The 20,931-nt window shown below is 70.4% G+C and carries 25 protein-coding genes and 2 pseudogenes; 13 read left to right on the top strand and 14 right to left on the bottom strand.

Annotated elements, in window-relative coordinates; genetic code table 11:
* Positions 1-34: 34 nt before the first annotated feature.
* Both UK82_RS33540 and UK82_RS07330 read left to right on the top strand, forming a co-directional pair.
* Positions 35-202, top strand: coding sequence for a hypothetical protein (locus UK82_RS33540; RefSeq protein WP_161849098.1), 168 nt, complete (start codon positions 35-37; stop codon positions 200-202).
* Positions 203-293: 91 nt separating this feature from the next.
* Positions 294-743 (top strand): hypothetical protein, encoded by a 450-nt coding sequence (locus UK82_RS07330; protein ID WP_055406692.1) that lies wholly within the window; start codon positions 294-296, stop codon positions 741-743.
* Between the two features lie 99 nt (positions 744-842).
* Here UK82_RS07330 and UK82_RS07335 read toward each other — a convergent pair whose 3' ends face one another.
* The 11 genes from UK82_RS07335 to UK82_RS31075 form a co-directional block, all read right to left on the bottom strand.
* Positions 843-1,385, bottom strand: coding sequence for a BRO family protein (locus UK82_RS07335; protein WP_055406693.1), 543 nt, complete (start codon positions 1,383-1,385; stop codon positions 843-845).
* A 46-nt stretch (positions 1,386-1,431) separates the two neighbouring features.
* Entirely contained in the window at positions 1,432-2,109 is a 678-nt protein-coding gene (locus tag UK82_RS07340) for a recombinase family protein (protein ID WP_063897445.1), read from the bottom strand.
* Between the two features lie 70 nt (positions 2,110-2,179).
* On the bottom strand, positions 2,180-2,431 hold the full coding sequence (locus UK82_RS07345; RefSeq protein WP_152989820.1) for a hypothetical protein: 252 nt from the start codon (positions 2,429-2,431) through the stop codon (positions 2,180-2,182).
* A gap of 79 nt (positions 2,432-2,510) precedes the next feature.
* Positions 2,511-2,891, bottom strand: coding sequence for a hypothetical protein (locus UK82_RS07350; RefSeq protein ID WP_152989821.1), 381 nt, complete (start codon positions 2,889-2,891; stop codon positions 2,511-2,513).
* Between the two features lie 74 nt (positions 2,892-2,965).
* A complete protein-coding gene (locus UK82_RS07355; RefSeq protein ID WP_055406697.1) occupies positions 2,966-3,556 on the bottom strand; it encodes a hypothetical protein in 591 nt (196 codons plus the stop codon).
* Between the two features lie 50 nt (positions 3,557-3,606).
* Positions 3,607-3,846, bottom strand: a complete 240-nt coding sequence (locus UK82_RS07360; RefSeq protein WP_152989822.1) for an AlpA family transcriptional regulator — start codon at positions 3,844-3,846, stop codon at positions 3,607-3,609.
* Between the two features lie 349 nt (positions 3,847-4,195).
* Positions 4,196-5,071 carry a hypothetical protein gene (locus UK82_RS07365; RefSeq protein ID WP_055406698.1) on the bottom strand — a complete coding sequence of 292 codons (876 nt, stop codon included), beginning with the start codon at positions 5,069-5,071 and terminating at the stop codon, positions 4,196-4,198.
* Positions 5,072-7,122: 2,051 nt separating this feature from the next.
* A complete protein-coding gene (locus UK82_RS07375) occupies positions 7,123-8,316 on the bottom strand; it encodes a hypothetical protein (protein ID WP_152989823.1) in 1,194 nt (397 codons plus the stop codon).
* Between the two features lie 83 nt (positions 8,317-8,399).
* A complete protein-coding gene (locus UK82_RS32485) occupies positions 8,400-8,618 on the bottom strand; it encodes a hypothetical protein (protein WP_152989824.1) in 219 nt (72 codons plus the stop codon).
* 396 nt (positions 8,619-9,014) lie between these two features.
* Positions 9,015-9,194, bottom strand: a complete 180-nt coding sequence (locus tag UK82_RS31070; protein ID WP_083507082.1) for a hypothetical protein — start codon at positions 9,192-9,194, stop codon at positions 9,015-9,017.
* On the bottom strand, positions 9,191-9,451 hold the full coding sequence (locus UK82_RS31075; RefSeq protein WP_083507083.1) for a helix-turn-helix domain-containing protein: 261 nt from the start codon (positions 9,449-9,451) through the stop codon (positions 9,191-9,193). The genes UK82_RS31070 and UK82_RS31075 overlap by 4 nt, the downstream gene beginning before the upstream one ends.
* A 636-nt stretch (positions 9,452-10,087) precedes the next feature.
* On the opposite strand from UK82_RS31075, the gene UK82_RS07380 reads away from it, so the two are divergent.
* The 6 genes and pseudogenes from UK82_RS07380 to UK82_RS36405 all read left to right on the top strand — a co-directional run.
* Positions 10,088-11,269: a tyrosine-type recombinase/integrase gene (locus UK82_RS07380; RefSeq protein ID WP_055406701.1), complete on the top strand. Its 1,182-nt coding sequence runs from the start codon at positions 10,088-10,090 to the stop codon at positions 11,267-11,269.
* A 375-nt stretch (positions 11,270-11,644) separates the two neighbouring features.
* The coding region (locus tag UK82_RS41375) for a tautomerase family protein (protein WP_255354263.1) at positions 11,645-11,753 on the top strand (109 nt) is incomplete at its 3' end.
* 1 nt (position 11,754) lies between these two features.
* Positions 11,755-11,869: pseudogene (locus UK82_RS36395) on the top strand (4-oxalocrotonate tautomerase family protein); the annotation flags it as partial.
* Between the two features lie 70 nt (positions 11,870-11,939).
* The gene (locus UK82_RS33545) at positions 11,940-12,245 is read left to right on the top strand and encodes a hypothetical protein (RefSeq protein ID WP_157871709.1); all 306 of its coding nucleotides are present in this window, start codon (positions 11,940-11,942) and stop codon (positions 12,243-12,245) included.
* Between the two features lie 232 nt (positions 12,246-12,477).
* Positions 12,478-13,139 (top strand): RCC1 domain-containing protein (locus tag UK82_RS36400; RefSeq protein ID WP_396230480.1); only part of this gene is annotated, 662 nt, incomplete at its 3' end.
* Position 13,140: 1 nt separating this feature from the next.
* Positions 13,141-13,668, top strand: a pseudogene (locus UK82_RS36405) (RCC1 domain-containing protein); the annotation flags it as partial.
* A 115-nt stretch (positions 13,669-13,783) separates the two neighbouring features.
* On the opposite strand, the gene UK82_RS32490 reads toward UK82_RS36405, so the two are convergent.
* Positions 13,784-13,972 carry a hypothetical protein gene (locus tag UK82_RS32490; RefSeq protein WP_152989825.1) on the bottom strand — a complete coding sequence of 63 codons (189 nt, stop codon included), beginning with the start codon at positions 13,970-13,972 and terminating at the stop codon, positions 13,784-13,786.
* 1 nt (position 13,973) lies between these two features.
* Between UK82_RS32490 and UK82_RS07395 the strand changes: the two genes are divergently transcribed.
* The 5 genes from UK82_RS07395 (at position 13,974) to UK82_RS07415 (ending at position 19,038) form a co-directional block, all read left to right on the top strand.
* Positions 13,974-14,246 (top strand): hypothetical protein, encoded by a 273-nt coding sequence (locus tag UK82_RS07395; protein WP_044884557.1) that lies wholly within the window; start codon positions 13,974-13,976, stop codon positions 14,244-14,246.
* A 308-nt stretch (positions 14,247-14,554) separates the two neighbouring features.
* The gene (locus UK82_RS07400) at positions 14,555-15,544 is read left to right on the top strand and encodes a terpene synthase family protein (protein WP_128423273.1); all 990 of its coding nucleotides are present in this window, start codon (positions 14,555-14,557) and stop codon (positions 15,542-15,544) included.
* 323 nt (positions 15,545-15,867) lie between these two features.
* Positions 15,868-16,530 carry a response regulator transcription factor gene (locus UK82_RS07405; RefSeq protein ID WP_011602538.1) on the top strand — a complete coding sequence of 221 codons (663 nt, stop codon included), beginning with the start codon at positions 15,868-15,870 and terminating at the stop codon, positions 16,528-16,530.
* Position 16,531: 1 nt separating this feature from the next.
* Positions 16,532-18,106: a HAMP domain-containing sensor histidine kinase gene (locus UK82_RS07410; protein WP_055406702.1), complete on the top strand. Its 1,575-nt coding sequence runs from the start codon at positions 16,532-16,534 to the stop codon at positions 18,104-18,106.
* Positions 18,103-19,038, top strand: a complete 936-nt coding sequence (locus tag UK82_RS07415; protein ID WP_044884555.1) for a TAXI family TRAP transporter solute-binding subunit — start codon at positions 18,103-18,105, stop codon at positions 19,036-19,038. Before UK82_RS07410 ends, UK82_RS07415 begins: the two co-directional genes overlap by 4 nt.
* Positions 19,039-19,075: 37 nt before the next feature.
* Here UK82_RS07415 and UK82_RS07420 read toward each other — a convergent pair whose 3' ends face one another.
* Complete coding sequence (locus UK82_RS07420) at positions 19,076-19,885, bottom strand: ABC transporter permease (protein WP_236705612.1); 810 nt, start codon at positions 19,883-19,885, stop codon at positions 19,076-19,078.
* The gene (locus tag UK82_RS07425) at positions 19,878-20,891 is read right to left on the bottom strand and encodes an ATP-binding cassette domain-containing protein (RefSeq protein ID WP_055406703.1); all 1,014 of its coding nucleotides are present in this window, start codon (positions 20,889-20,891) and stop codon (positions 19,878-19,880) included. Before UK82_RS07425 ends, UK82_RS07420 begins: the two co-directional genes overlap by 8 nt.
* Between the last annotated feature and the right edge of the window lie 40 nt (positions 20,892-20,931).

The raw sequence follows: 20,931 nt of genomic DNA on the forward strand, positions 1-20,931 counted from the left end.
ATACGTACATCCCCAGTTCCGCGCCCGGACCGGAGTGGATGATCGGAGCATCGGTGCGACCCTGGCCACTGCCCGGGTTGAGTTCGTCGCCACGGTGGCCGCGGGCGGCGCCGAGGAGGCCGAGGCCCGGCTACGGTCGGCGGCGGTGGGGGCGATCGCTGCGGCAGGGGAGGATCTGACCGGCTGGCAGACAGCCGGCTGACCGGCGTCGCCCATCCGACAGGCCACCCGATCAGCATGATGACGGCACGATAAGGTGCATCCCTCACGGAACGGAACACGGGGGGAACACCATGCACAAATCGATCATCCCTGCGCTGACTCTGGCCGCAGTCGCCGCACTCGCAGGCTGTAACGGCAGCTCAGGGGGCGGCTCAACGCCCAGCAGCAGCGGTGCGGCAGGCAGCAGCACGGCATCCGCGGCGGCGGTACAGCAGGCCCCGGCGACCACCGCCGCACCTGCGGCGCTGCTACAGAAGACGGGCACCGGGATCAACACGACCGAGCAGTTCACCACCAAGGGTCCGTGGACGTTGGACTGGTCGTACGACTGCTCCAAGTTCGGCACCGATGGGAACTTCATCGTCACCGTCGAGAAGGACAGCGGGGACAAGCTGACGACCGACGCGGGAGTGAACCAGCTCGGGCCGAAGGGGACCGGAACCGAGCATTTCTACGACAAGGCGACATTCCACCTGTCAGTCAACTCGGAGTGTGCGTGGACGGTCGCCGTCAAGGGGTGACAGATAGCGGGGTGTGCCGCCGCCCTGCCCGGGGTTGGGTGGGGCGGCGGTCGGCGTTCGGGGGTGTGTTGCGGGGCGCGCCACCTCAAGGGGTCCGAACTAGACCGGACCCCGCCGCGGCAGAGAGTCGAGGTCTTCGGCCTTCGGCTCCAGGACCTCGACCCGCGCCTCAGCTTCGACCCGCGCCGAGGACTCCAGCGCGAGCCGGGCTGCGAGCGTCCGCTCCCTCTGGAGCGCGGCCACGTACCGCTCGGCGACCTCCAGCTCATCGAGCGGCTTCGCCACCACCGCTGGCCGGGTCTCTGCCTCCCGGGTCTTCACCGCGAAGTACGTCTGCGCTGCGGCGATCTCCCGTTTGCGGGGGTCGCCGTTCATTGCGACCAGATAGGCGCCGTACCTGCTCAGGTGGACGTCGGGGATGGACCGGCGCTGGCCGCGAGCATTCGTAGCGATCTTATGGGCGCCCATAAGATCACGATCCGGATCGCCTCCGGCGTTCGCGCACGACACCCGGGCCCGCTCGATCGCGCTCAGGAGATCCTGCCACTTAGAGTACCCGAGCAGTCGCATCAGGTCCCGTCCGGACCAGTGCTCCCGCCCGTGCTCGTCGACCTGCCGTAGCGCGTCGAACGGGCTCCCCACCGTAGAGACGATCTCGCTCGGGCGGCAAAGCGATCCGGTGGGCTGCTCATGACTCGGCTGCCGCCGCCTCAGCGTGGCGTGAACGTAGAACGGACTGGATTGTCGAGGCATGCCAGACGACCCCGCCGCGGGCGGTGGGCACTCCCTCCTCGGTCAACGCACGGGCGATGGCGGTCAGGCCCATGCCTGCGGCGTAGTCGTCGCCGATCCGGCGCACCACGTCCGGCGGGAGCGCAGGCCGGCGGCCGAGGCGAACACCGGCCTTGCGCTTCTCGGTGAGCGCATCCCGGGTTCGCGCGCCGATCATCCGCCGTTCGTACTGAGCGATCTGGGCGACGATCCCGGCGAACATCTCACCGGCCGGGGTGGTGAGGTCGGCGCCGATGTCGAGGACGGTCAACTTCCACTGTTGCCGGTCGGCTCGCTGCAGGAGGGTCGCGAAGTCGAGGGTGGAGCGGCTGACGCGGTCGACCTTCGCGGCGACGAGGACGTCAACCTGGTGCCGGTCGAGCATGTCGAGTGCTCGGGTCATCCCTGGCCGGTCGAGGGTCTTGCCGGAGGCGACGTCTTCGATGACCTCGACGAGGGTCCAGCCGCGTCGGGTGCATTCGGCTTCGATGACGGCCCGCTGTGCGGCGAGTCCGGCGCCGCTGTCCCCTTGCTCCGACGTGCTTACCCTTGTGTAGCCGAGCGCTCGCACTGTGCCAGTGTCAATGGGGACCATAGATCCATCTTACAGAAAACGTCCGTTTTCCGTATCAGAGTGGGGCTACGCAGGGTGAACCACGCCAAAGTCAGACCCCGCCGTCACCCTCGGCGCCGACAGAATGACAAAAAGCCTCCAAAGCGGTGGCGCTGCCATACAGCCGCTCGGCGAGACCCGCAGGGGCGCTCAACGTCCCGGCATCGACCAGAGCGAGGAACCGGCGCAGGATCGCGGCGGCCTCGACGACACCATCGGCAGCGGTTGGGCCGGCAACCGAGCCGACCTGGCCGCAGGCTCGGCACCGGCCGATCTCGCTCGTCGGGCAACCCACCAAGACCATTACCTCCACGTGATCTTCTCCTTGCTTTGGCTGCCGGGTGACATCCCGTTCTGCCACCCGGCGACCGAAGGTGGTGTGGTCAGCGACCGGTCCCCCGTCGGGTCTGCGCCCGAGCCGGCGGCTTCAGGGACGCACGCCGGGTTGCGGTTGTCTTCGCCGCAGTCGGGGCCGGCGCCGCCGCGGTGACGGCATCGAGCCGGGCGCGGAGCGCGTCCCGGCGGGCCTGCCGCACGGTGTCGATCCGGTCGTTCACTGCGTCGCGGCGAGCACGGAGTTGGGCGGCGCGAACCCTGCGGACCTGGCTGGCAAGGTCGTCGACGCGGGCGGCGGTGGCCCGCTGGGCACGGCCCGGGTCAGTAGCCTCTTCGAGGGCCTGCGCGAGCCGGCTGACCTCGTCGGTCAGCGACGGCGGCGGGGCGGAGGGCTTGGTGGGGCGGCGGGGCGAGTTGTTCTGGGGCACGATGCACTCCTGTTCGAGGTGGTTGCTGGGATCAACGTTCCGGCGGTTGATCACAGTCCTGACGTGCGCAGAAATCAGTACTGGCCGGAGGCTTCGATGCGAGAGGCGATGTCCCGCAGGCGTGCGGCGACCACCGCAGGGTCACCGCCGGGTTCGACTACGACCCGAACTTCGGGTTCCCGCCGCGGCGGGCCGGCGACGGCCAGCCCGGTCAGCGGGATGCGGACGCCAGAGACGAGGACTGCTCCGTCGTCGCCAATCTGGGGGCCTGCGGCGGACTGGCTGCCGACGACGTCCGCGGCAATCTCGGCGAGGATGATCGTCCGGGCGCGGAGCACCGTGGACAGTTCGGCACCGGCGGCCAAGGCCAGCGGCTCGGCATGCTCATGGTCAAGGCTGATGAGCTGCTCGGCGAAGGTGACCGTCTCCTGCCACCAGCGGCCGATGCTGTTCAGGGCTTCGGCGGCGGCGGGGCCGCGGCTGCGGGTGCCGTCGTTGTAGTTCGTGATCTCCAGGTTGGGGGCGCCGGGCCGGAGCAGGGTTTCGCGGTGGTGGGCGGTGCGGGCCCGGTGGTCGTCGACCAGCCGGACGGCTTGGTCGCGGAGCTGCGGGGGCAGGCCGTCGAGGTGAGGGTCGGCGGCGGATGTGGTGCTCGCGGTGACCATGGGGGGTTCCTCTCGGAAGGGGGCAGAGGGCTCGCGGTGGCGGCGGAACATCATCCGGCCGCGGTGATGTCGTTCTTGACGGCGATGTCGGGCCCGTCGTAGTTGGACCATGGCCCGTCCGTGAGCGTGGGCCGGTGCTCGGCGATCCACGCCTCGACGTCGTCGACAGCCCACGCACGCCCACCGGACAGGCTGCCGACCGGCGGCGGAAAGTCGGGGCGGTGGGAGAGCTGCCGGGCCCGTTCGCGGCTGACACCGAGACGGCAGCCAATCGGGCCGACAGTCCACACGAGGCCCCGGTCACAGACCGGCAGGCCGTTTACTCGGTGGACCGCCGGGCGCGGCTGGTGGCGTGTCCCGTCGAGAGTGGGTAGGTACGGCCGGCCGGCCGGGCATGCCCGGGTGCCGCGCTGGGGCGGATACGGGCCATCGGGGAGGCCGTGATGGCGCGGCAACGTCCAATCCATGATCCACCAATAGCGTCTCCAGGCCGTGGTCACGGACAGGCCGCACGCTCGGGCGGCACCGCGGATCGATGAGCCCGCCGAGACGAGCCGAGCGACAGCCAGGCCCTCGGCGATCTTGACGTCGGGTGGAGTCTGCCGGAGAAGGTGCGGGATCGGTCCGGCGCGGCGGCGGTCAGGCATCGCGGGATGTTTCACCTTCATCGTTTGCTTGGGATGCCAAGTTCGGGTCGTCCTGCTCGGGCATCGAGGGGAGCAGTCGGAGCCTGGAGGCCAAGCGGGCAGCCTCAGCCATGTCGCGGATCTTGTCTGCAACCTTGACCGCAGCGTCCGCGTCGTCGTTGAGGTAGGCGTATCCGCCTCGGTCGGCGATCGACACCCACGGGCGGCCTGCGCGCAGGGAGGCGGTGATGAAGAGCTCGATGTCGTCGTCGAGCTCGTCGACGTCGATGACGATGTTGCTCGGCCTGCGGGCATCGGGGCCGATCAGGCGCAAGGCTCCCTCGTCGATGGCGCGGTCCCGGGCGACCCGCCGGATCTGTGACAGTGCCATCGCGGCCAGGCTGAGTGTCTGGCCGTCGCTTATGCCGGCGATGGTGTCCAGCGCCTCGGCGACCGCTGCGAGGTCGGGTGAGAGGGCGCGGAGACAGCTCGTGCAGATCGGGCGGGCCGCGTCGATGTCACCGGCCGGGTGGCGGACCGGGGCAATACGCGCCCGGAACGGGGTGTGGCACTCCGCGCAGTCATGCACGGCGGTATCGAGGTGAACGTCGAAGAAGAAGGACGGGATGTCCTGAGCTGTCGTCACGGGGTTCCTTCCGGGGTAGGCGGTCTCGACGGTGTGGGCGACCTCGGTGCCGGTGTGGGTCCGGCAGTTGGGCCGACGCTGGACGCGGATGGCGGACGGGTCGATCGGATCGGGTTCGCCGGCAACCTGGCAGTTCGAGCAGCGCCACGCGCTCGGAGAGAGGAGGCCGACCCACGGAGCGACCGCCCGGATCGCGGCTTCGCTCCCGGGGCCGGTCGACGTCGCGGCGGGGGCCGCGGTCATGCGGCGGCGTCCAACGACGGCTGGATCGGGATGTCGCGGGTGGCACGGGCGGCGGCGAGGACGAGCCGGTGCCGGTCGCTGGGTGGGAGACGAGCCAGGCATCCGGGGCCGACGAGCAGCGCCCGGGATGTGGCGGCACGAAGAGGGCGGAGGCAGCAACGGCAGCGGGGCCGACCGTCGGCGATGCGGGGGGCTGTGGCCGAGGTCTGGGCGGTCATGACGCCTCCCGGCAGGTTGGGCAGCGGGGCTCCCCAATATCGGGTCGGAGTGTTTGGTGACCACACCCGATGCAGCGATCCCAGCGACCGACATACGGCGTGTGGCCAGAGATTGGATGCAAGACAGCGTCACTAGCGTCACCAGCGTCACGACCATGGTGTTCCCGCAGGTCAGAGGCTTGTCGGGTCGATGACGCTGAGGTTGGTCCAGCGTCATCATCAGCGTCATGCCTCGGGAGGGCTGTGACGCTACCGGACGCGAGCGGATGGCTAGCGTCATGGTTTGCGTCATCGTGTTTCCGCAGGTCAGATGTGGTGCGTGACGCTGATGACGCTGATGACGCTGGCTCGCGCCCCTTCTCGGGAGCTACACCGAGCACGAACTTCCGGCCCCTGCTCGTCCTCTGCGTCTCGGCGACGGTGATCCCGCTGGCGCGCAGCAGGGGGGCGATGCGGCGCAGATGGCCGCTGGCCCGGGTGGCGTCCTTCGGCCACGACTTAATCGGCTTGTCGGTGACGACCTTGGTCAGCAGGTCGGTCGCCGAGCCGGTCCAGTTCTTCCGCTCGGTTCGGTCGTGATATCGCACGAACGCTGAGACCGCCATCCCGAACGGGTCGCCGGTGAGCGCCTCGGTGGACACCGCGTTGGCCGCGTTCAGGTAGTCGTTCAGCGTCGTCCACTTCTCAGCGGACATGACCTTGTCGACAGCGGCGAGGATCCGGGCGAAGTCGGCCATCCGTGGCAGCGGCCCTGTTTCGAGCGTCGGCAGCGTGTCCAGCACCTGCGCAAGCAGGTCCAGCAGCGCGGCGAAGATCAGCGGTCGGGCGTCCTCGTAGGCGGCGTTCAGATCGGCCTCAGTACGTCGCTGGTCAGCCGGGACGGNTTCCAGGTCGACCAGGAGCAGCCGTTCGGCAAGGTCGCCGGCGAATGCCCCGGCGTCGATCGACGTCAGCACGATTACCCGGCGGAACGACAGCACGGTGACGTCGTCGTCGGTGTATAGAGCCCGGTCGACGATCCCGTCACCGGTCACCGCCTTACACAGCGTGTCCGACAGCCACGGAGCGATCGCGGAGATGTTGTCCAGGCAAACCGCCCACGACGCCGACGCTGTTACCGCCCACTGCTTCACGTCGCGGGGTGCTGAGCGCAGCGGCGCCGGCGAGGGGTCGACAAGGCCGACTGTCACCCGGGCCGCCGACGATTTGCCGGTGCCCTGCTCGCCCCGGAACGCCAGAACCGGATGCGGAATATCGGGGATCCAGGAGGCAATGATCCACGCCACGAGCAGCCGGAACGGTCCGTCGGCCATATTCAGCAGCTTGCGCAGCAGCTTTAGCCCGCCCGCGCCGTCTACCCGGGCCGGAGCGGGCATGGGGGAGGTGAGGTTGGTCCGCCGAAACAGCACCGGCGAACGGCCTTCGAGGCGCCATCCTCCTGGATCGACCACGATGCATCGGCCGTCTGGAGTGCCCAGGTCAATCACGATGCTCTCGCCGTGGCGGCCGAGTCGCAGATGCACCGGCCGTGGTTCGACGTCGGCAGCCCGGCCCTCCAGCACGGTCATCGTGTCCGCGAGAGCCGACTGTGACGGAACGACGCCGTCGGTTATGTCGACGTAGATCTTGGCGAGGGTGGCACGTAGGCCGGCACGTGCGCCGCGGAGCGGCAGGGCGATGTTCGGCCCGTCCTTGCGGACAGCGAATGGACGGGCGTCCTCCGACAAGAACAGCTCGAACCGCTCGCGGGCAAGCGTGGTGAGCTGCGATGCCTGCGACGGGCCCTTCTCCGATTTCCGTCCGGCGACCTCGACGGCCTGGTCGATTTCGTCGTCAGTGGCCAACGGGTGCCGTCCTCTCCTGGGAACGGAGTCCGCGGACGGCCGCGCGGGCGGCGGTGTCGAGCGGTAGGCCGCGGTCGACTGCGGCGCGGATGAGCTGGCGGATGAGGATGTTCCTGTCGGCTTCGGTGGCGATCTGGCGGGCTGCCCAGACGAGCCGGCCGCCCGTCCTCTCCGCCGGGCCGCCGTCGGCTACGAACCGGGCGAGCCCGGCGACATTAGGGCCGGCGGCCGCCAGCAGCGAAGCGATGGTGTGCCATGCAGCGCGGACGTCCCCGCCGTGGTGCAAGCCCGCGTACACGTCGAGCTTTGTCGACGTGCCGACCGGGAGTTCCGACCCGGACGTGAAGACGTGCAACACCGGCGGGTCGTCGTGGCTGACGGCGCTGGTGCCGCTCGTCTTCCCTGGTCGGGTCCAGTGCCGCTCGCCGTGGCAGTTATCCCGGGAACAGGTCCAGCCGGCGGGTTCCAGCAAGGTCGCCCAGTCGGTCTCCGCCGACCAGCGGGCGGTGACCTCCGCGGCATCGGCGCCGCCGGACGCGGGCCGGACGAAGGCCGTCGACCGCTCCGGTTCCGGTTCCTGAGCGGGAATGAGCGAGGCCAACTCATCGAGGCTATGCCTCGGTCCGGATGCAACGATCTCAACGACGGGCCGGCCGGGGTACTTGTAGTTGATCGTCCCGGGGAGTCGCAGCACCCGGGCAAGGTCGCCGGTCTGGTCGACGTGCCACCCGAGGCCGTGGGCCCGGCCACGGACCAGATCGGACCACCCGCGGACGATCCGCTTCGCGTCGACGAGGTCGACGGCAGCGTGCCGGTTGAAGATCCACCAGGCGTGAACTCCCCCGCCGGTGGCGACGAGGTAGGTGGGATCGGGCAAGCCGGCGAGGATGCCCACCGCGGCCTCCTGCGACGGGGGCAGCGGGAGCCCGGTGTCGGTGGTGGCGGCGTGCCCGTCCCCCTCGACGTCGACGTCGACAGCGAGAGCAGACAGCCCGGCCGTGTCAGCGGCGCCGCCCCGCCCGCGGGCGGGAATCGCGCCAAGAAGCTGAACGCCTGTGTACTGGTCGGCACCGGCAGCAGCGATCCGGATGCAACGAGCCGCGACATCCTCGACGTCGACATCTGGGCTCGCGAAGCGAGGCACGAACCCGTCCCGCCCGGCGACCCGGTAGGGAACGGCCAAGATGCCAGCTCGGCGGCTGCCGTCTACGTCGGTCGCGAGGGCGACCAAGAGCCGAACGGCATCCCGATGTCGCTGATCGCCGGTCACACGCCCACCCGAGCGATGCGGGCGATCTCGGCGGTGCGGCGGGCGTGCTCGTGCCGTTCCTCGCTTTCCCGGGTGCGGAGCGGGCGGCCGCTCCGGGCGGCGCGGGCCGCGAGCATGCGGCGGATGGCGGCAACAGCGAACACCTCGCTGCCGGAGCCATGGTCACGGATGTGGACATCGGAATACGCAACATCCGGGTCAGGTATACTATTCACGTTGACCTTTGACTGGGGTCGTAGGGTAAGGGCAGAGCCGGCGTCGTGGGGACGCCGGCTTTTGTCATTTCTGGGATTAGGCCGCGTCGGTGCTGGTCGCACGCTCGGCTTGTTGCCGGGCCGCGGCCGCCGTCCGCGCGGCGGCAGCTGCGGCAGCAGCCGGGGCGACCGCGGCAGACCGCTGATCGGGGGTGAGCCGCGCCCAACGCGCGCGCGCCGCACGCGAATTGCGGGTGGATATCTCGCGCTGACAGCGCGGGCAAAGAGATGCCATTTGCGGATTCCTTTCCGCCGGGTTTTTGTTCTGCGCCGGCCGGCCCGTCCGGCATGTTAGCTCGCCGTGCGCCGTATGGTGCGACTAGCGCCGCACGAATATTTATGGAAAGCGTCGTGGGGTCAGGCAGCCGGGTCGTAGATGGCGGGCGCCGTGGCCATGAGAGCGGGCGCGAGCAGCACTCGAAGCTTCGCTGCCTGCGCGCCGGTAAAAGACGGGAAGGTGTCGACTAGCCGGCGGATGTGCGCGGCCACCCCGCCTTCGCCGCCGGCTTCGGCCGGGTCGACGGGGGACGGGGTCATGCCGACGCCCGGCCGGCGCAGTAGGGCGCACGTTCCCGCTCGGCCCGCTCCTGCTCGGCCAGCCAACGGGTGACCTCTGACCTGCGGTAACGCACCCTCCCGCCGACCCGGAAGCTCGGTGGTCCGTAGCGGCGGTGTCGCCACTGACGGGCCGTGCCTTCGGGGATCTTGAGCCAGGCGACGAACTGGGCGGTGGTCAGGAGCTCGTCGTCCTCAGGCGTAGTCCGGGCTGTGCGGGGTAGTCCACTGCGCGACATGTATTGCTCTCCAAAGGGCATGCTGAATAGGCGCGTGAATGCGCGCGGGAGAATATGTAAGGGCTTTCATTTCCCTTTGATTAGCTTGTTCGGCTGGTGGACTCACGTTACATGGCAGTACACACATGCGGGCGGCGTGTCTCGTGGTCTTACTGGCTTCCCCATGGTCCTCAGCCCGCTGACGGTAGCTGTCAGTACAGACCCCAAATCGCATTACCGCTCGGATCGGCTTCGTGCGGCTTCGCGCGGTCTCGTGCCGCCCGCCGGAGCCCGCCGGAGCCCGCCGGAGCCAGCCGGCTGGAGCAGCGGTCGCTCACAGTCAATGTCGGGCGACCCAAGTTGATGCCTTCCGCCCTGGCTATATACATGTATGAGCCATCGGCGGCCGAGGGTCATCCTGAGGTTGACTACAGATTGTGACCATCGATGTGATGGAGGACACGCGACTTGGTGTGTCGTGTTGGTGGCAGCTCGGCTCCAGTAGGGCACGACGCCCGGGCAGGCCAGCCTGGCGGTCCGCAGCGACATGCAATACTTTCCCCGCCGGCTTTCCAGGCGAGAGCGAAAAGCCTTTCGGTGAGGTGGCTCCGGTGACGTCAGGTCTCAGAGCTCAGGACGGGGAAACTGTGTGTTTCGATGAGCGTTAAGAAGCGCCCCGACGGGGCATGGCGCGCGCGGTACTACGACGCGGCCGGCAAGGAGAATTCCAAGCACTTCAAGCGCAAGACCGACGCAGAAGGATGGGAACGCGATCAGCGTGCCGCCGTTGCCCGAGGCGTCCACGTCGACCCGCGCGCCGGTCGGGAGACGGTCCGAGCGTTCGGCGAACGCTGGCGCCTGGCCCAGGTTCAGCACCGGCCACGCACTGCCCGCCAGGTCGAGATCGTGATGCGGGTACACACGTATCCGACGCTCGGCGATCACAGGATGTCGGCGGTCAGCCGGACCGCGGTGCAGGCGCTCGTGACGTCCTGGGCCTCGACTGCGGCGGCCCGGACGGTCGTGATGCGGTTCGCCTTCCTCCGGGCGATGTTCGCCAGCGCCGTCGACGATGGGGTGATCGGCAAGAGCCCGTGCGTCCGCATCAAGCTGCCGGAGATCGTGAAGGAAGCGGTCGTACCCCTCACGGTCGTCCAGGTCCGAGCCATCCACGACACCATCGCCAAGGCATACCGGCCGGCGATCCTCGTCGGGGCCGGATGCGGCTTGCGGATCAGCGAGGTCCTGGGGCTGACCGAGCCAGCGGTCCGGCATCTCGCGCGTGACCTCGACGTGCGGTGGCAGCTCTCTGAAGCGCCACCGTGGGAGCTGCTGCCGCTGAAGACGAAGAACGGCCCCCGGGAGGTGCCGGCATCGGCGTTCGTGCTCGACGCGCTGTCGACGCTGACGGCGGGGGAGATGCTGGGGACCCTGCTCCACCGCGGGGAGACCGCGAAGGGGGAGCCGACCTCTGCGCGGATGGTTCACCTCGCGTTCGCGGATGCCGTCGAGGCGGTGAACGCGGCGGCCGCCGAGCGCAAGCGGGACCGCAAGGCCAGGCGGACGACGTCGTCGGAGCTTCCCGCCGTCCCGGCCGACACGACCTTCCATGATCTCCGTCATCACTATGCGTCGACGCTGATCGATGGCGGGGAGTCCGTGACCGTGGTGGCTGCCCGACTCGGAAACGACCCGGCGGAGACGTTGCGGACGTACTCCCACCTATTCCCGGACTCGGCGGACCGGACGCGCCGGATCGTGGACGCGGCGTGGACGTCTACGGACTTGCAAGATCATGCGGACGGATTGCGGACCGCGGGAGAGCGGCCAGGTCGCTGACCTGGCACAACGCTCGTTGAGCGGTCAACGGCCAGTTCACCGTCGTCATCGACCAGTTCCGCGCGGACCGAACCCAGCCCTGACCAGACCTTTCACTGCTTCCTGGAGCAGGAAATCCGAAGATCTGCATCATCGAGATCGGTGATCTCGCCCAGGATGGCGAAGACGGCCGGTACGAGCTGACCACGCGGAGGCGCCCACCAGGGCCGTTCGTGCCTGCGCGATGTCAGGCTGATCCGAGGATGACCGTGGCCGAGACGGTGCGGAAGACGCCTGACTTTCGTCGGCATGCCTGGGTACACCCTGGTCAGCCCGGCTGCCGGACGGCGGCCGGGGTCAGGGGCACAGCGTTGGAGGTAGGTGGAGGTAACGGACATGCCGTTCGTCAACGTGAAAGTGATCGAAGGCGTATTCACCCCCCAGCAGAAGCAGGAGATGATCGCCAAGTTGACCGAGGTCATGGTCGGCATCGAGGGCGAGGCGANGCGATCAGTGACCCATGTCGTCGTCGAGGAGGTTCGTAGCGGGGACTGGGGCATCGGAGGACGGTGCCTGACCACCGAGGACGTGCAGAAACTCCAGGCCAGCGAGAGCACCTGAGGAGTCGAAGCCGAAGCCGCCGACTACTCGCCGAGGAAATCGGCAGCGCATCCTCCTGCTGACACAACGGGTGGACCTGAAGGTCGATCGAGGCGGTGCGGCCCTGGCTTGCGGCCCGGTCGGTCAACTCGCGCAACAGCCGCGACTTGCCGATGCCGCCGACACCCGTGGCATTGAAGACGCGCGGTCCCGCGCCGATGCGCGTCATGTCCTCGGCGAAAGCCGCCAGTATCGGTTCGCGGTCGACGAAAGGACGCTGCAGAGCCGCCACCCGGCGAAAACGTGGCGCTGGCGCCATGTAAATTTCCGGCCATCACAGACCGCAATGCCACCGAGGACGATGAAAAATCATAGTCGTGGTCGGCATGCCGGTTGATTCCCCTGCTCGACCGGTCCCGATCGCCGCGGGCTCCCCCGTCGTCCGCGCAGCAACGGCCCATCGCCCGGCGGTCGTATGTCCAGGAGTGTGAGCAACACGCAGCGCAACGAATATATCACTCAGATAACGGCGTAGTGGCTCCGTGTGATTACTCTTCGTGGCCAACGGGTGTCGATGACGGCACCCATGGTTCTGAGGAGCGGACATGTTTCGTCGAGGACGGCTGGGGATGGGGGCGGTGGCGCTGGCCGCCGCCGGCATCGTGGCCCTGCCGGCAGCGGCCACCGCGGCCCCCGCATGGGGGACGCCCTCCAGGCAGCACCTAGCCGTCGCGGGGCCTGGCACCGAATGGTCCTGGGGTTACAACGGACTCGGGCAGCTGGGCAACGGCACCACCACGAACAGCGCGGTACCCGTCCGGGTCAGCGGCCTGACCGACGTGGTCGGCGTCGCCGCGGGCAGGTACGCCGGGTACGCGGTGCGCCGGGACGGCACCGCCTGGTCCTGGGGCTATAACGCCTACGGGCAGCTTGGCAACGGCACCATCACGAACAGCAGGGTGCCCGTCCGGATCAGCGGCCTGTCCCGGGTCGTCGCCCTCGCCGGCGGCGCCGCCAACGGGTATGCGCTGCGCCAGGATGGCACCGTCTGGTCCTGGGGCTACAACAACTACGGGCAGCTTGGCAACGGCACGACCACCAACAGCCGGGTGCCCGTCCGGGTTCGCGGCCTGTCCCGGGTCATCGCCATCGCCAGCGGGGGCCTGACCGGGTATGCGCTGCGCCAGGACGGCACCGTCTGGTCCTGGGGCTACAACGACGAGGGGCAGCTCGGCAACGGCACCACCGCCAACAGCCCGATACCCGTCCGGGTCAGTGGCCTCAGCGGGGTNACCGCGATCGCCGGCGGCCGGGAGACCGGGTACGCGCTGCGCCAGGACGGCACCGTCGGGGCCTGGGGCGCGAACGACGAAGGGCAGCTGGGCAACGGCACCACCGTGTCCAGCACGGTACCCGTCGCGATCCGCAACCTCTCGGAGGTGACCGCCATCGCCGCCAGCAGCGAGGGCAACAGCGGGTACGCGCTGCGCGGGGACGGCACCGCCTGGGCCTGGGGCCTCAACAACACCGGGCAGCTTGGCAACGGCACCGACGACACCTCCCTGGTACCCGTCCAGGTCAGCGGCAGCACCGGCCTCGTCGGGGTCACCGCGATCTCCGCGGGCAGCTTCAGCGGGTACGCGCTGCGCGCGGACGGCACCGTGTGGGCGTGGGGCAGCAACTTCTTCGGGCAGCTGGGCCACAGCACCACTCCCCCCTACAGCCTGCTTCCCGTCCAGGTCAGCGGCGTCGCCGGGGCGGAAGCCATCGCTGGTGGTGGCTTCAGCGGGTACACGCTCGTCAACACCTTGATCAGGTGACCGGGCCCGACCGCCAGGTCGATGACGGGCGGGGAACCTGACCCCGCCCGATCCCCGCGGCCCCGGCCCGACATCCTCGTCGACCGGGGCCGCGGCACGTCCCCCAACCGCGGCGTCACCAGCGCCGCGGCGTCACCCCGGCGAGCCGGCCCGGCACGGTGCGCATGGTGTGCGCGCCCGCGGGAAGGTGTCCCCACACGTCGGGCGTTGCGCTGGACGTGCGCCGCGGGGTCGGCCGAGCCGTGACCCCTCGCCGCTCCACACCCCTGGCCCCGCCGAGACCAAGACCCACTGGGAGACTCACGATGATCCCCGCCCACGGCTACACCGCCTTCTTCAGGCCCAGCTCCGAAGGCGGTGACAAGAACATCGTGGGCGGGCTGCCCGCCAGCACGCGTGACGGGGAGAAGCTCGTCTGCCAGGTGCCGGTCGTCGCCTGGGGCAACAACGGCGAGGCCCTGGTTGCGGACATGGCAGACGGTTGTCTACGCAGTGTCCGGGGCGCCGAAGGGTTCATCCGCCTCACCCGGGCCGCGAGCGAGACGGTCGGCCACGGTGAATCCCGGTCGCCTGCCTGATCGCGCTTGCGGCGAGTGGTGATGTGACGAAATCCACGCCGGATCTGGAGCTGGAGTCGAAGTCGGAGCCGGAGCCGGATTTCGGTCGGCATTGGCAGCCAGCGATGCTCGATAAGTTCGGCTGAATGCCTCCGCCGGGCAATCCTGTCGCGCCATAATGACCGGCAGACGGTTCCCTGTCGGCCTGCCCTGTTTCCGTAGGGGCTGGTTCCCGGTCCGACTCGGCTCGCCCCACCTCACCAGCGTCTTCGCTATGTAGGCATGTCAGCCGGGCGGACTCCGCCCCCTCCCTGCACCGAGGCCACCGCATGAGTCAGCTCTGTCCCACCGGCGTGCCCAGACCCGATTTCGGGATCAGCATTCCCCAACGGGTGCATCCCGCGGCCGACCGCATCGGCGAACATCTCCTGGCCTGGGCCGCCGGGTTCGGGCTGGCCGTCGACGATGCCGCACGTGCCCGGTTGGACGCCGCCGGATTCCACCTGGCGGCCGCCCGGATCCTGCCCGATGCCGAGCAGGCCGACGTCGAGCTCTTCGCCCAGTGGGCGGTGTGGCTGTTCCACCTCGATGACGAGCAGGACGAAGGGCCCATGGGCCGCGACGCCGCGATCGTGCGCGAGACCTACGCCTCGATCACCTCGATCACCTCGACGGCCGAAGGGCAGCCCGCGCCCGCCGGCGCCCCCGCGTCGGTGACGGCCCTGGCCGACCTGTGGCCCCGCACCGCCCGGGGAATGTCCGCGCCGTGGCGTCGCCGCATCCGTCAGCACATCCACGACCACCGCGACGCCTTCCTCACCCAGATCGCCCACCGGCAGAACGGCACGGTGGCGACCCCCGAGGAATACCCGACGCTGCGCCGGAACGACAACGCCATGTTCATGTACGACCTGGTGGAAGTCGCCTACCGGACGGAAATCCCCCCGGACCTCGCGGCGACGAAGAGCTGGACCGAGCTGTGTGCCGCGTCGAGTGACATCATCGCGTGGACCAACGACGTGGTATCCCTTCCGCGGGAAGCCGCCCTCGGGGAGACCACCAACTACGTCATCGTTCTCCAGCGCGCCACGGGCTGCGACGAACGCACCGCCCTCGAACAGGTCCACCTGTACATCACCCGACGGCTGCGCGCTCTCGACGACGCCCAACGCGCCTTCCTCGTCGACGCGCAGAGCCTGGCGCCGACGGCGCACTGTGACCGGCTGCATCCAGACCGGCTGGACCGGGTCGTCCGCACCGTCTGCGACATGCCGGGAGCACACCTGGCCTGGATGTTCACCTCCGGCCGCCACCGGTAGCGGTCTGCGCCCCGCTACCGCCGACACCTCCCCGCGGGCGCAACCGATCGCCCTCGGCCGCCGTGATCCAGAAGGGCGGTCGGGATGGCGTCGCTCGATGCCGGGCGGCCGAGGCCGGGCGGGTCCGGCGCCGGCGGCGAGGAATCGCCGAACGACGTGTCGCCGGGGCCGCATCGCGGCCGAACGCGTCGCACTGGCCCGAACGTGCCGCCCCGAAGCCGTTTTCGGGCTACTACGCGGGGGCCTGCCTGCTGGTGTCGTTGCTGATCCACGTATTGATGGAGGAGACCTCACCAGTCGGGGCTTGAAGATCGGGGCTGACAATGCGTGTGTTGCTGGTCGAGGACGACCACGGCGTCGGCGGCGCGATCAAGGATGTCCTGGATGCGCGCGGCCACCCGGTCGAGTGGGTGACCCGGGGGGCGGACGCCCTGCTCCGTCATCGCAACGCCGACCTGCTGCTCCTTGACCTCGGGCTGCCGGACATCAGCGGGCTGGAGGTGCTGCGTCGCCTGCGCCGGCTCGCCGCGACCCCGGTCCTCGTCCTGACCGCGATGGGCACCCACGAGCGCGACATCGTGCGGGGCCTGCGCCTCGGCGCCGACGATTATCTGATCAAGCCGGTGCGGATGGACGAGCTGCTAGCCCGGATGGAGGCCATCCTGCGCCGCACCGAGCGCGGCGGTGCCACCCCGGTCGGGCGGGTGCAGGTGAACGACATCGCCATCGACCTCGACACCCATCTGGTGACGGTCGCCGGCGAGGAGGTCGTGCTGACGCGGATCGAGTTCGAGATCCTGGCCGTGCTCGCCCGCAAGGCGGGCGCGGCCGTCAGCCGCGAGCAGTTGCTCGACGAGGTGTGGGGCGACGCCTACGTGGCGGTGTCGCGGACGTTCGACGTGCACCTGTCGAAGCTGCGCAAGAAGCTTGGCCGGCCGAGCCCGCTGCACAACATCCGCGGCTTCGGCTACCGGCTGGGCGACTGAGATGCGCCGACGGCTGCTGATCGTCCTCATCGTGGCCGGTCTCGGCGCGCTCGCCGCGTTCGCCGTCCCGCTGCTCTACACCACCTCGGCGGAACGCTCCGACCGGTTCGTCAGCCGGCGCACCGCCGACATCAACCGGTTCGCCGAGCTCGCGCTCACCGGCTCCGACCAGCTCGAACCGGAGATCGATGCGCATGCCGACCTCTATGGCGACGCCGTGGCCGTCGTCGACGCGGCGGGCCGGCCGATCGTCTCGCGCGGCGACCTCGGTGATCTCGGCGGCGGCGGGCAGGTCGCGCAGGCGATCGACGCGGCGCTGCGCAACCAGCGCCAGGCCAGCCTGCCCGATATCCGGCCCTGGTCGTCCGGGCGGGTGCTGTTCGCCCGCCCGGTGGGCAACGGCGTCGAGGTGAGCGGCGCGGTGGTGCTGGTGTCGAGCCGGGGCCGTGCCGCGGCGGACGTCGGGCGGGTATGGGGGCACGTCCTGCTCGGCGTGCTCGCCGTCGCCGCGGTGTTCGCGACGGTGATCCTGCTGATCGTCCGCTGGGTGCTGCGGCCCATCACCCAGCTCGAGCACGGCCTGCGGGCGGTCGGCAAGGGGGTGGTGGCGGCGCACGTGTCGCCGCAGCAGGGGCCGTCGGAGGTACGCACACTGCTCGCCTCGTTCAACCGGATGTCGGACGCGGTCGCCGACTCGGCGCGCCGTCAGCGGGCGCTCATCGACGACACCTCCCACCAGTTGCGCAACCCCCTGATGGCGATGCGGCTGCGGATGGACATGCTGGCCGGCTCGTTGCCGGACGAGGCGCGCGACACCTACGCCTCGATGGTCGCCCAGGCCGGGCGGCTGCAGGTCCTGCTCGATGGCATGCGCGCGCTCGCCGTCGCCGACGCGGCCGCCACCGAGCTCGCCGCCCATCCCGCGACCCCGGCGGCCTGCGACGCGAGCGCGACGGTGCTCGAGCGGATCGACTTCTGGCTGCCCGCCGCCGTCGCCCGGGACGTGACGCTGGTCGATCACGTCCCGGCGGAACCCATCCCGCTGCTGTGCGCCGATACGGACCTGGAGCAGATCGTCGACGTGCTGATCGACAACGCCATCAAGTACGCCCCGGGCAGCACGGTGACCGTGACGGTGACCGCTCGCTGGCCGACGGGGCGGGGCCGGGTGACCGTGGCCGACGACGGCGTCGGCGTGCCACCCGGCGAGCTGCCGCGCCTGACCGAACGGTTCCACCGCGGCAACCACGACCTGTCCGGCTCCGGGCTCGGCCTGGCGATCGCCGAGCGGCTGGTGACCAACAACGGCGGGCGGCTGATCCTGGAGACGGTGACGCCGCACGGGCTGTCCGTCGCCGCCGAACTGCCCGTCGGAGAACGGCCCACGTCCCCGCCGGTCGACTCCGCGCCCACGGGCACGCCGGCGAACGGCGGGCGTGGCTCGGGGTTGCCCGGCCTGTCGCGGTCGGGCGGGACCGACACGATGCCGACGATCTGGCTGCCCAGGTCCCAGCGCCGCCGGGCCCGACGGCGCGACGACCCGGCGAGTGCCACGACGCCCGGAGCCGCCTCGTGACCGTCTCTCGCCGCGCGGTGCTGCTCGGCACCCTGGCGGTCGGGGCCACGGCCGTCACCGTCGCCAGTGCCGGCGGTTGCTCGTCGGACGACCCCACGGTCTCGATCGCGGCCGGGGAGCCCGACGGCTTCTACATCGAGTTCGCGAACCTGCTCCGACCGTTGCTGCACGCCCAGGTGGTTCCGACGCTCGGCAGCGTGCAGAACATCCGCAGCGTCTCGGCCGGCACGGCGGACCTCGGGCTCGCCCTCGCCGATGCCCTCGACGCCGCGCAGAAGGGTCTGCCCGCCTTCGGCCGCCCGGTGCAGCTCTACGCGCTCGGCCGGGTCTACGAGAACTACATGCAGCTCGTCGTGCGCGCCGACAGTCCGGTGCGCGCCGTGGCGGACCTGGCCGGCCGGGCCGTGTCGCTGGGCGCCAACGGCTCCGGCGCCGCGCTGTTCGGCGAGCGCCTGTTCGCCACTGCGGGGGTGATGCTCGGCCAGGCACGCCACCTGTCGCTCAAGGACGCCGTGGGCGCGCTGCGCGAGGACATGATCGACGCCATGCTGTGGTCGGGCGGGGTCCCGACGGAGGTCCTGGCGCAGGCGGACCGGGAGTGGGGCATCCGGCTGCTGGAGCTCGGCGCCTACGTCCCCGAACTGCGCCGCCGCTACGGCCGCTACTACAACGAGGTCGCCCTGCCGGCCGGCACCTACCGGGCGGCGGGCGCCGTGCATACGGTCGGCGTTCCGAACCTGCTGGTCGCCGGGTCGCACTGCCCCGATCAGGTGGTCCGCAACACCGTCCGGGTGCTGGTCGAGCACGCCGGGCAGCTCGTGCCGAAGCAGGCCCGGGGCACCCAGTACCTCGACGTCGGCAACCTCATCAACACCGAGCCGCTGCCGCTGCACCCGGCCGCCGCCGAGACCTACCGGGCGCTGCGGGGATAGCCCGGCCACCCGTCCCAGGAGGCCGCCGCCTCGCTCGTCAGCGGGTCCGGCGGTTGAACAGGACGCTCGAGGCCACGACCGAGACCGCGATGATGCCCAGGCTCCACAGCACCGCGTGCCAGGCGACGGAGCCGACCGGCCTGCCGGTGAGCGCGGCGCGGGTCGTCTCCACCACGGTGTTCACGGGTTGGTCACGGGCGAAGCCCCGCAGCCAGGACGGCATCGTGTCGACCGGGACGAACGCGCTGCTCGGGTAGGCCAGGAAGCTGACGAGGAAGGTGAACCCGTTCGCCGCCTCCGGTGAACCGGCGAGGATCCCGACCGTCGCCGACAGCCAGGACAGCGCCAGCACGAACAGCGCCAGCACGCCCACGGCCACCAGCCAGTCGCCGACACCGGCGGACGGGCGGAAGCCGATGGCGAGGGCCACGGCGACCACCAGCGCGGTGGAGACGAGGTTGCGCACCACGCTCGCCACCACGTGCCCGGAGATCAGTGCGGCGCCGGAGACGTCCATCGACCGGAACCGGTCGATGACGCCGGTGGTCAGGTCGCTGGACACGGTGACGGCGGTGGTCGCCGCCCCGAAGCCGGCGCAGACCAGCAGCACGCCGGGCACGACGTAGTCCACGTAGTCGATGCCGGTCTGCAGCGCCCCGCCGAACAGGTAGACGAACATCAGCATCAGCATGATCGGGAGTGCGAGCGCGGTGATCATGCCGTCGACGCTGCGCACGGTCAACCGCAGGCTGCGGCCGATCATCGTCGCCGCGTCGCCGGCGGCGTCGACGAACGCCGGCCGGGGCGCGGGGCGGACGGCCGCTTTGGGCAGGGCCAGCTCAGACATGAGCGCTCCCCCTCTGGAGGGCGGTCGGGCGGATCTCGGTGGGCGACGGGCGGGTCTCGGCGCGTGCCGGCCGGGCGGTGAGGGTGAGGAAGACGTCGTCCAGGGTGGTGCCGTGCACGTCGAAACGGGCGACGCGATCGCGGCCGGCGTCGATCTCGTCGAGCAGGGCGCGTACGTGGGCCGCCGTGCCGTCGGTGGCGATGCCGAAGGTGCGCCGAGCCGGATCGGCGGTGACGGCGCGCGGGCCGAGTTGGCGCACGACGGCCGCGAACGCCTCGGGCCCGGCGGCCGCCGTCAGCTCCACGTCGAGGCGGTGCCCGCCGACCTGCTCCTTGAGCTGCGCCGCGGATCCCTCGGCGACCACCCGCCCGCCGTCGACGATCGCGATGCGGTCGGCCAGCCGGTCGGCCTCGTCCAGGTACTGCGTGGTGAGGAAGACGGTGACGCCGGCGACGGCGAGCTCGCTGACGATCTCCCACATCGCGGCCCGACTGCGCGGGTCCAGGCCGGTCGTCGGCTCGTCCAGAAAAATGATCTCCGGCTCGCCGACGAGGCTCGCCGCGAGGTCCAGCCGGCGGCGCATCCCGCCGGAGTAGGTCTCGACCCGGCGCCGGCCGGCGGCGGTCAGGTCGAACCGTTCCAGCAGCTCCGCGGCGCGCCGGCGGACCAGGCGGGGCGGCAGGTGCAGCAGCCGGCCCATCATCCGCAGGTTCTGCTCGCCGGTCTGCGCCTCGTCGAGGGCCGCGTACTGGCCGGTCAGGCTGATCCGCCGGCGGACCTCGCGGCGCTGGGTGTCGACGTCGTGGCCGGCGACCCGGACGCGCCCGGCGTCGGCGCGCGTCAGGGTGGCCAGGATCCGCACGGCGGTGGTCTTGCCCGCGCCGTTCGGGCCGAGCAGCGCGAACACGCCGCCGCAGGACACCCGCAGGTCGACGTGGTCGAGCACGGAGGTCGAGCCGTAGGACTTGGCCAGCCCGACAGCCTCGATCGCCAGGTCAGTGGACATCGTGAGGGCTGCTCCTCGTCGCGAAGGTGAACTGCGTATG

Source organism: Frankia sp. ACN1ag (assembly GCF_001414035.1).
Taxonomy (GTDB): Bacteria; Actinomycetota; Actinomycetes; order Frankiales; family Frankiaceae; genus Frankia; species Frankia torreyi.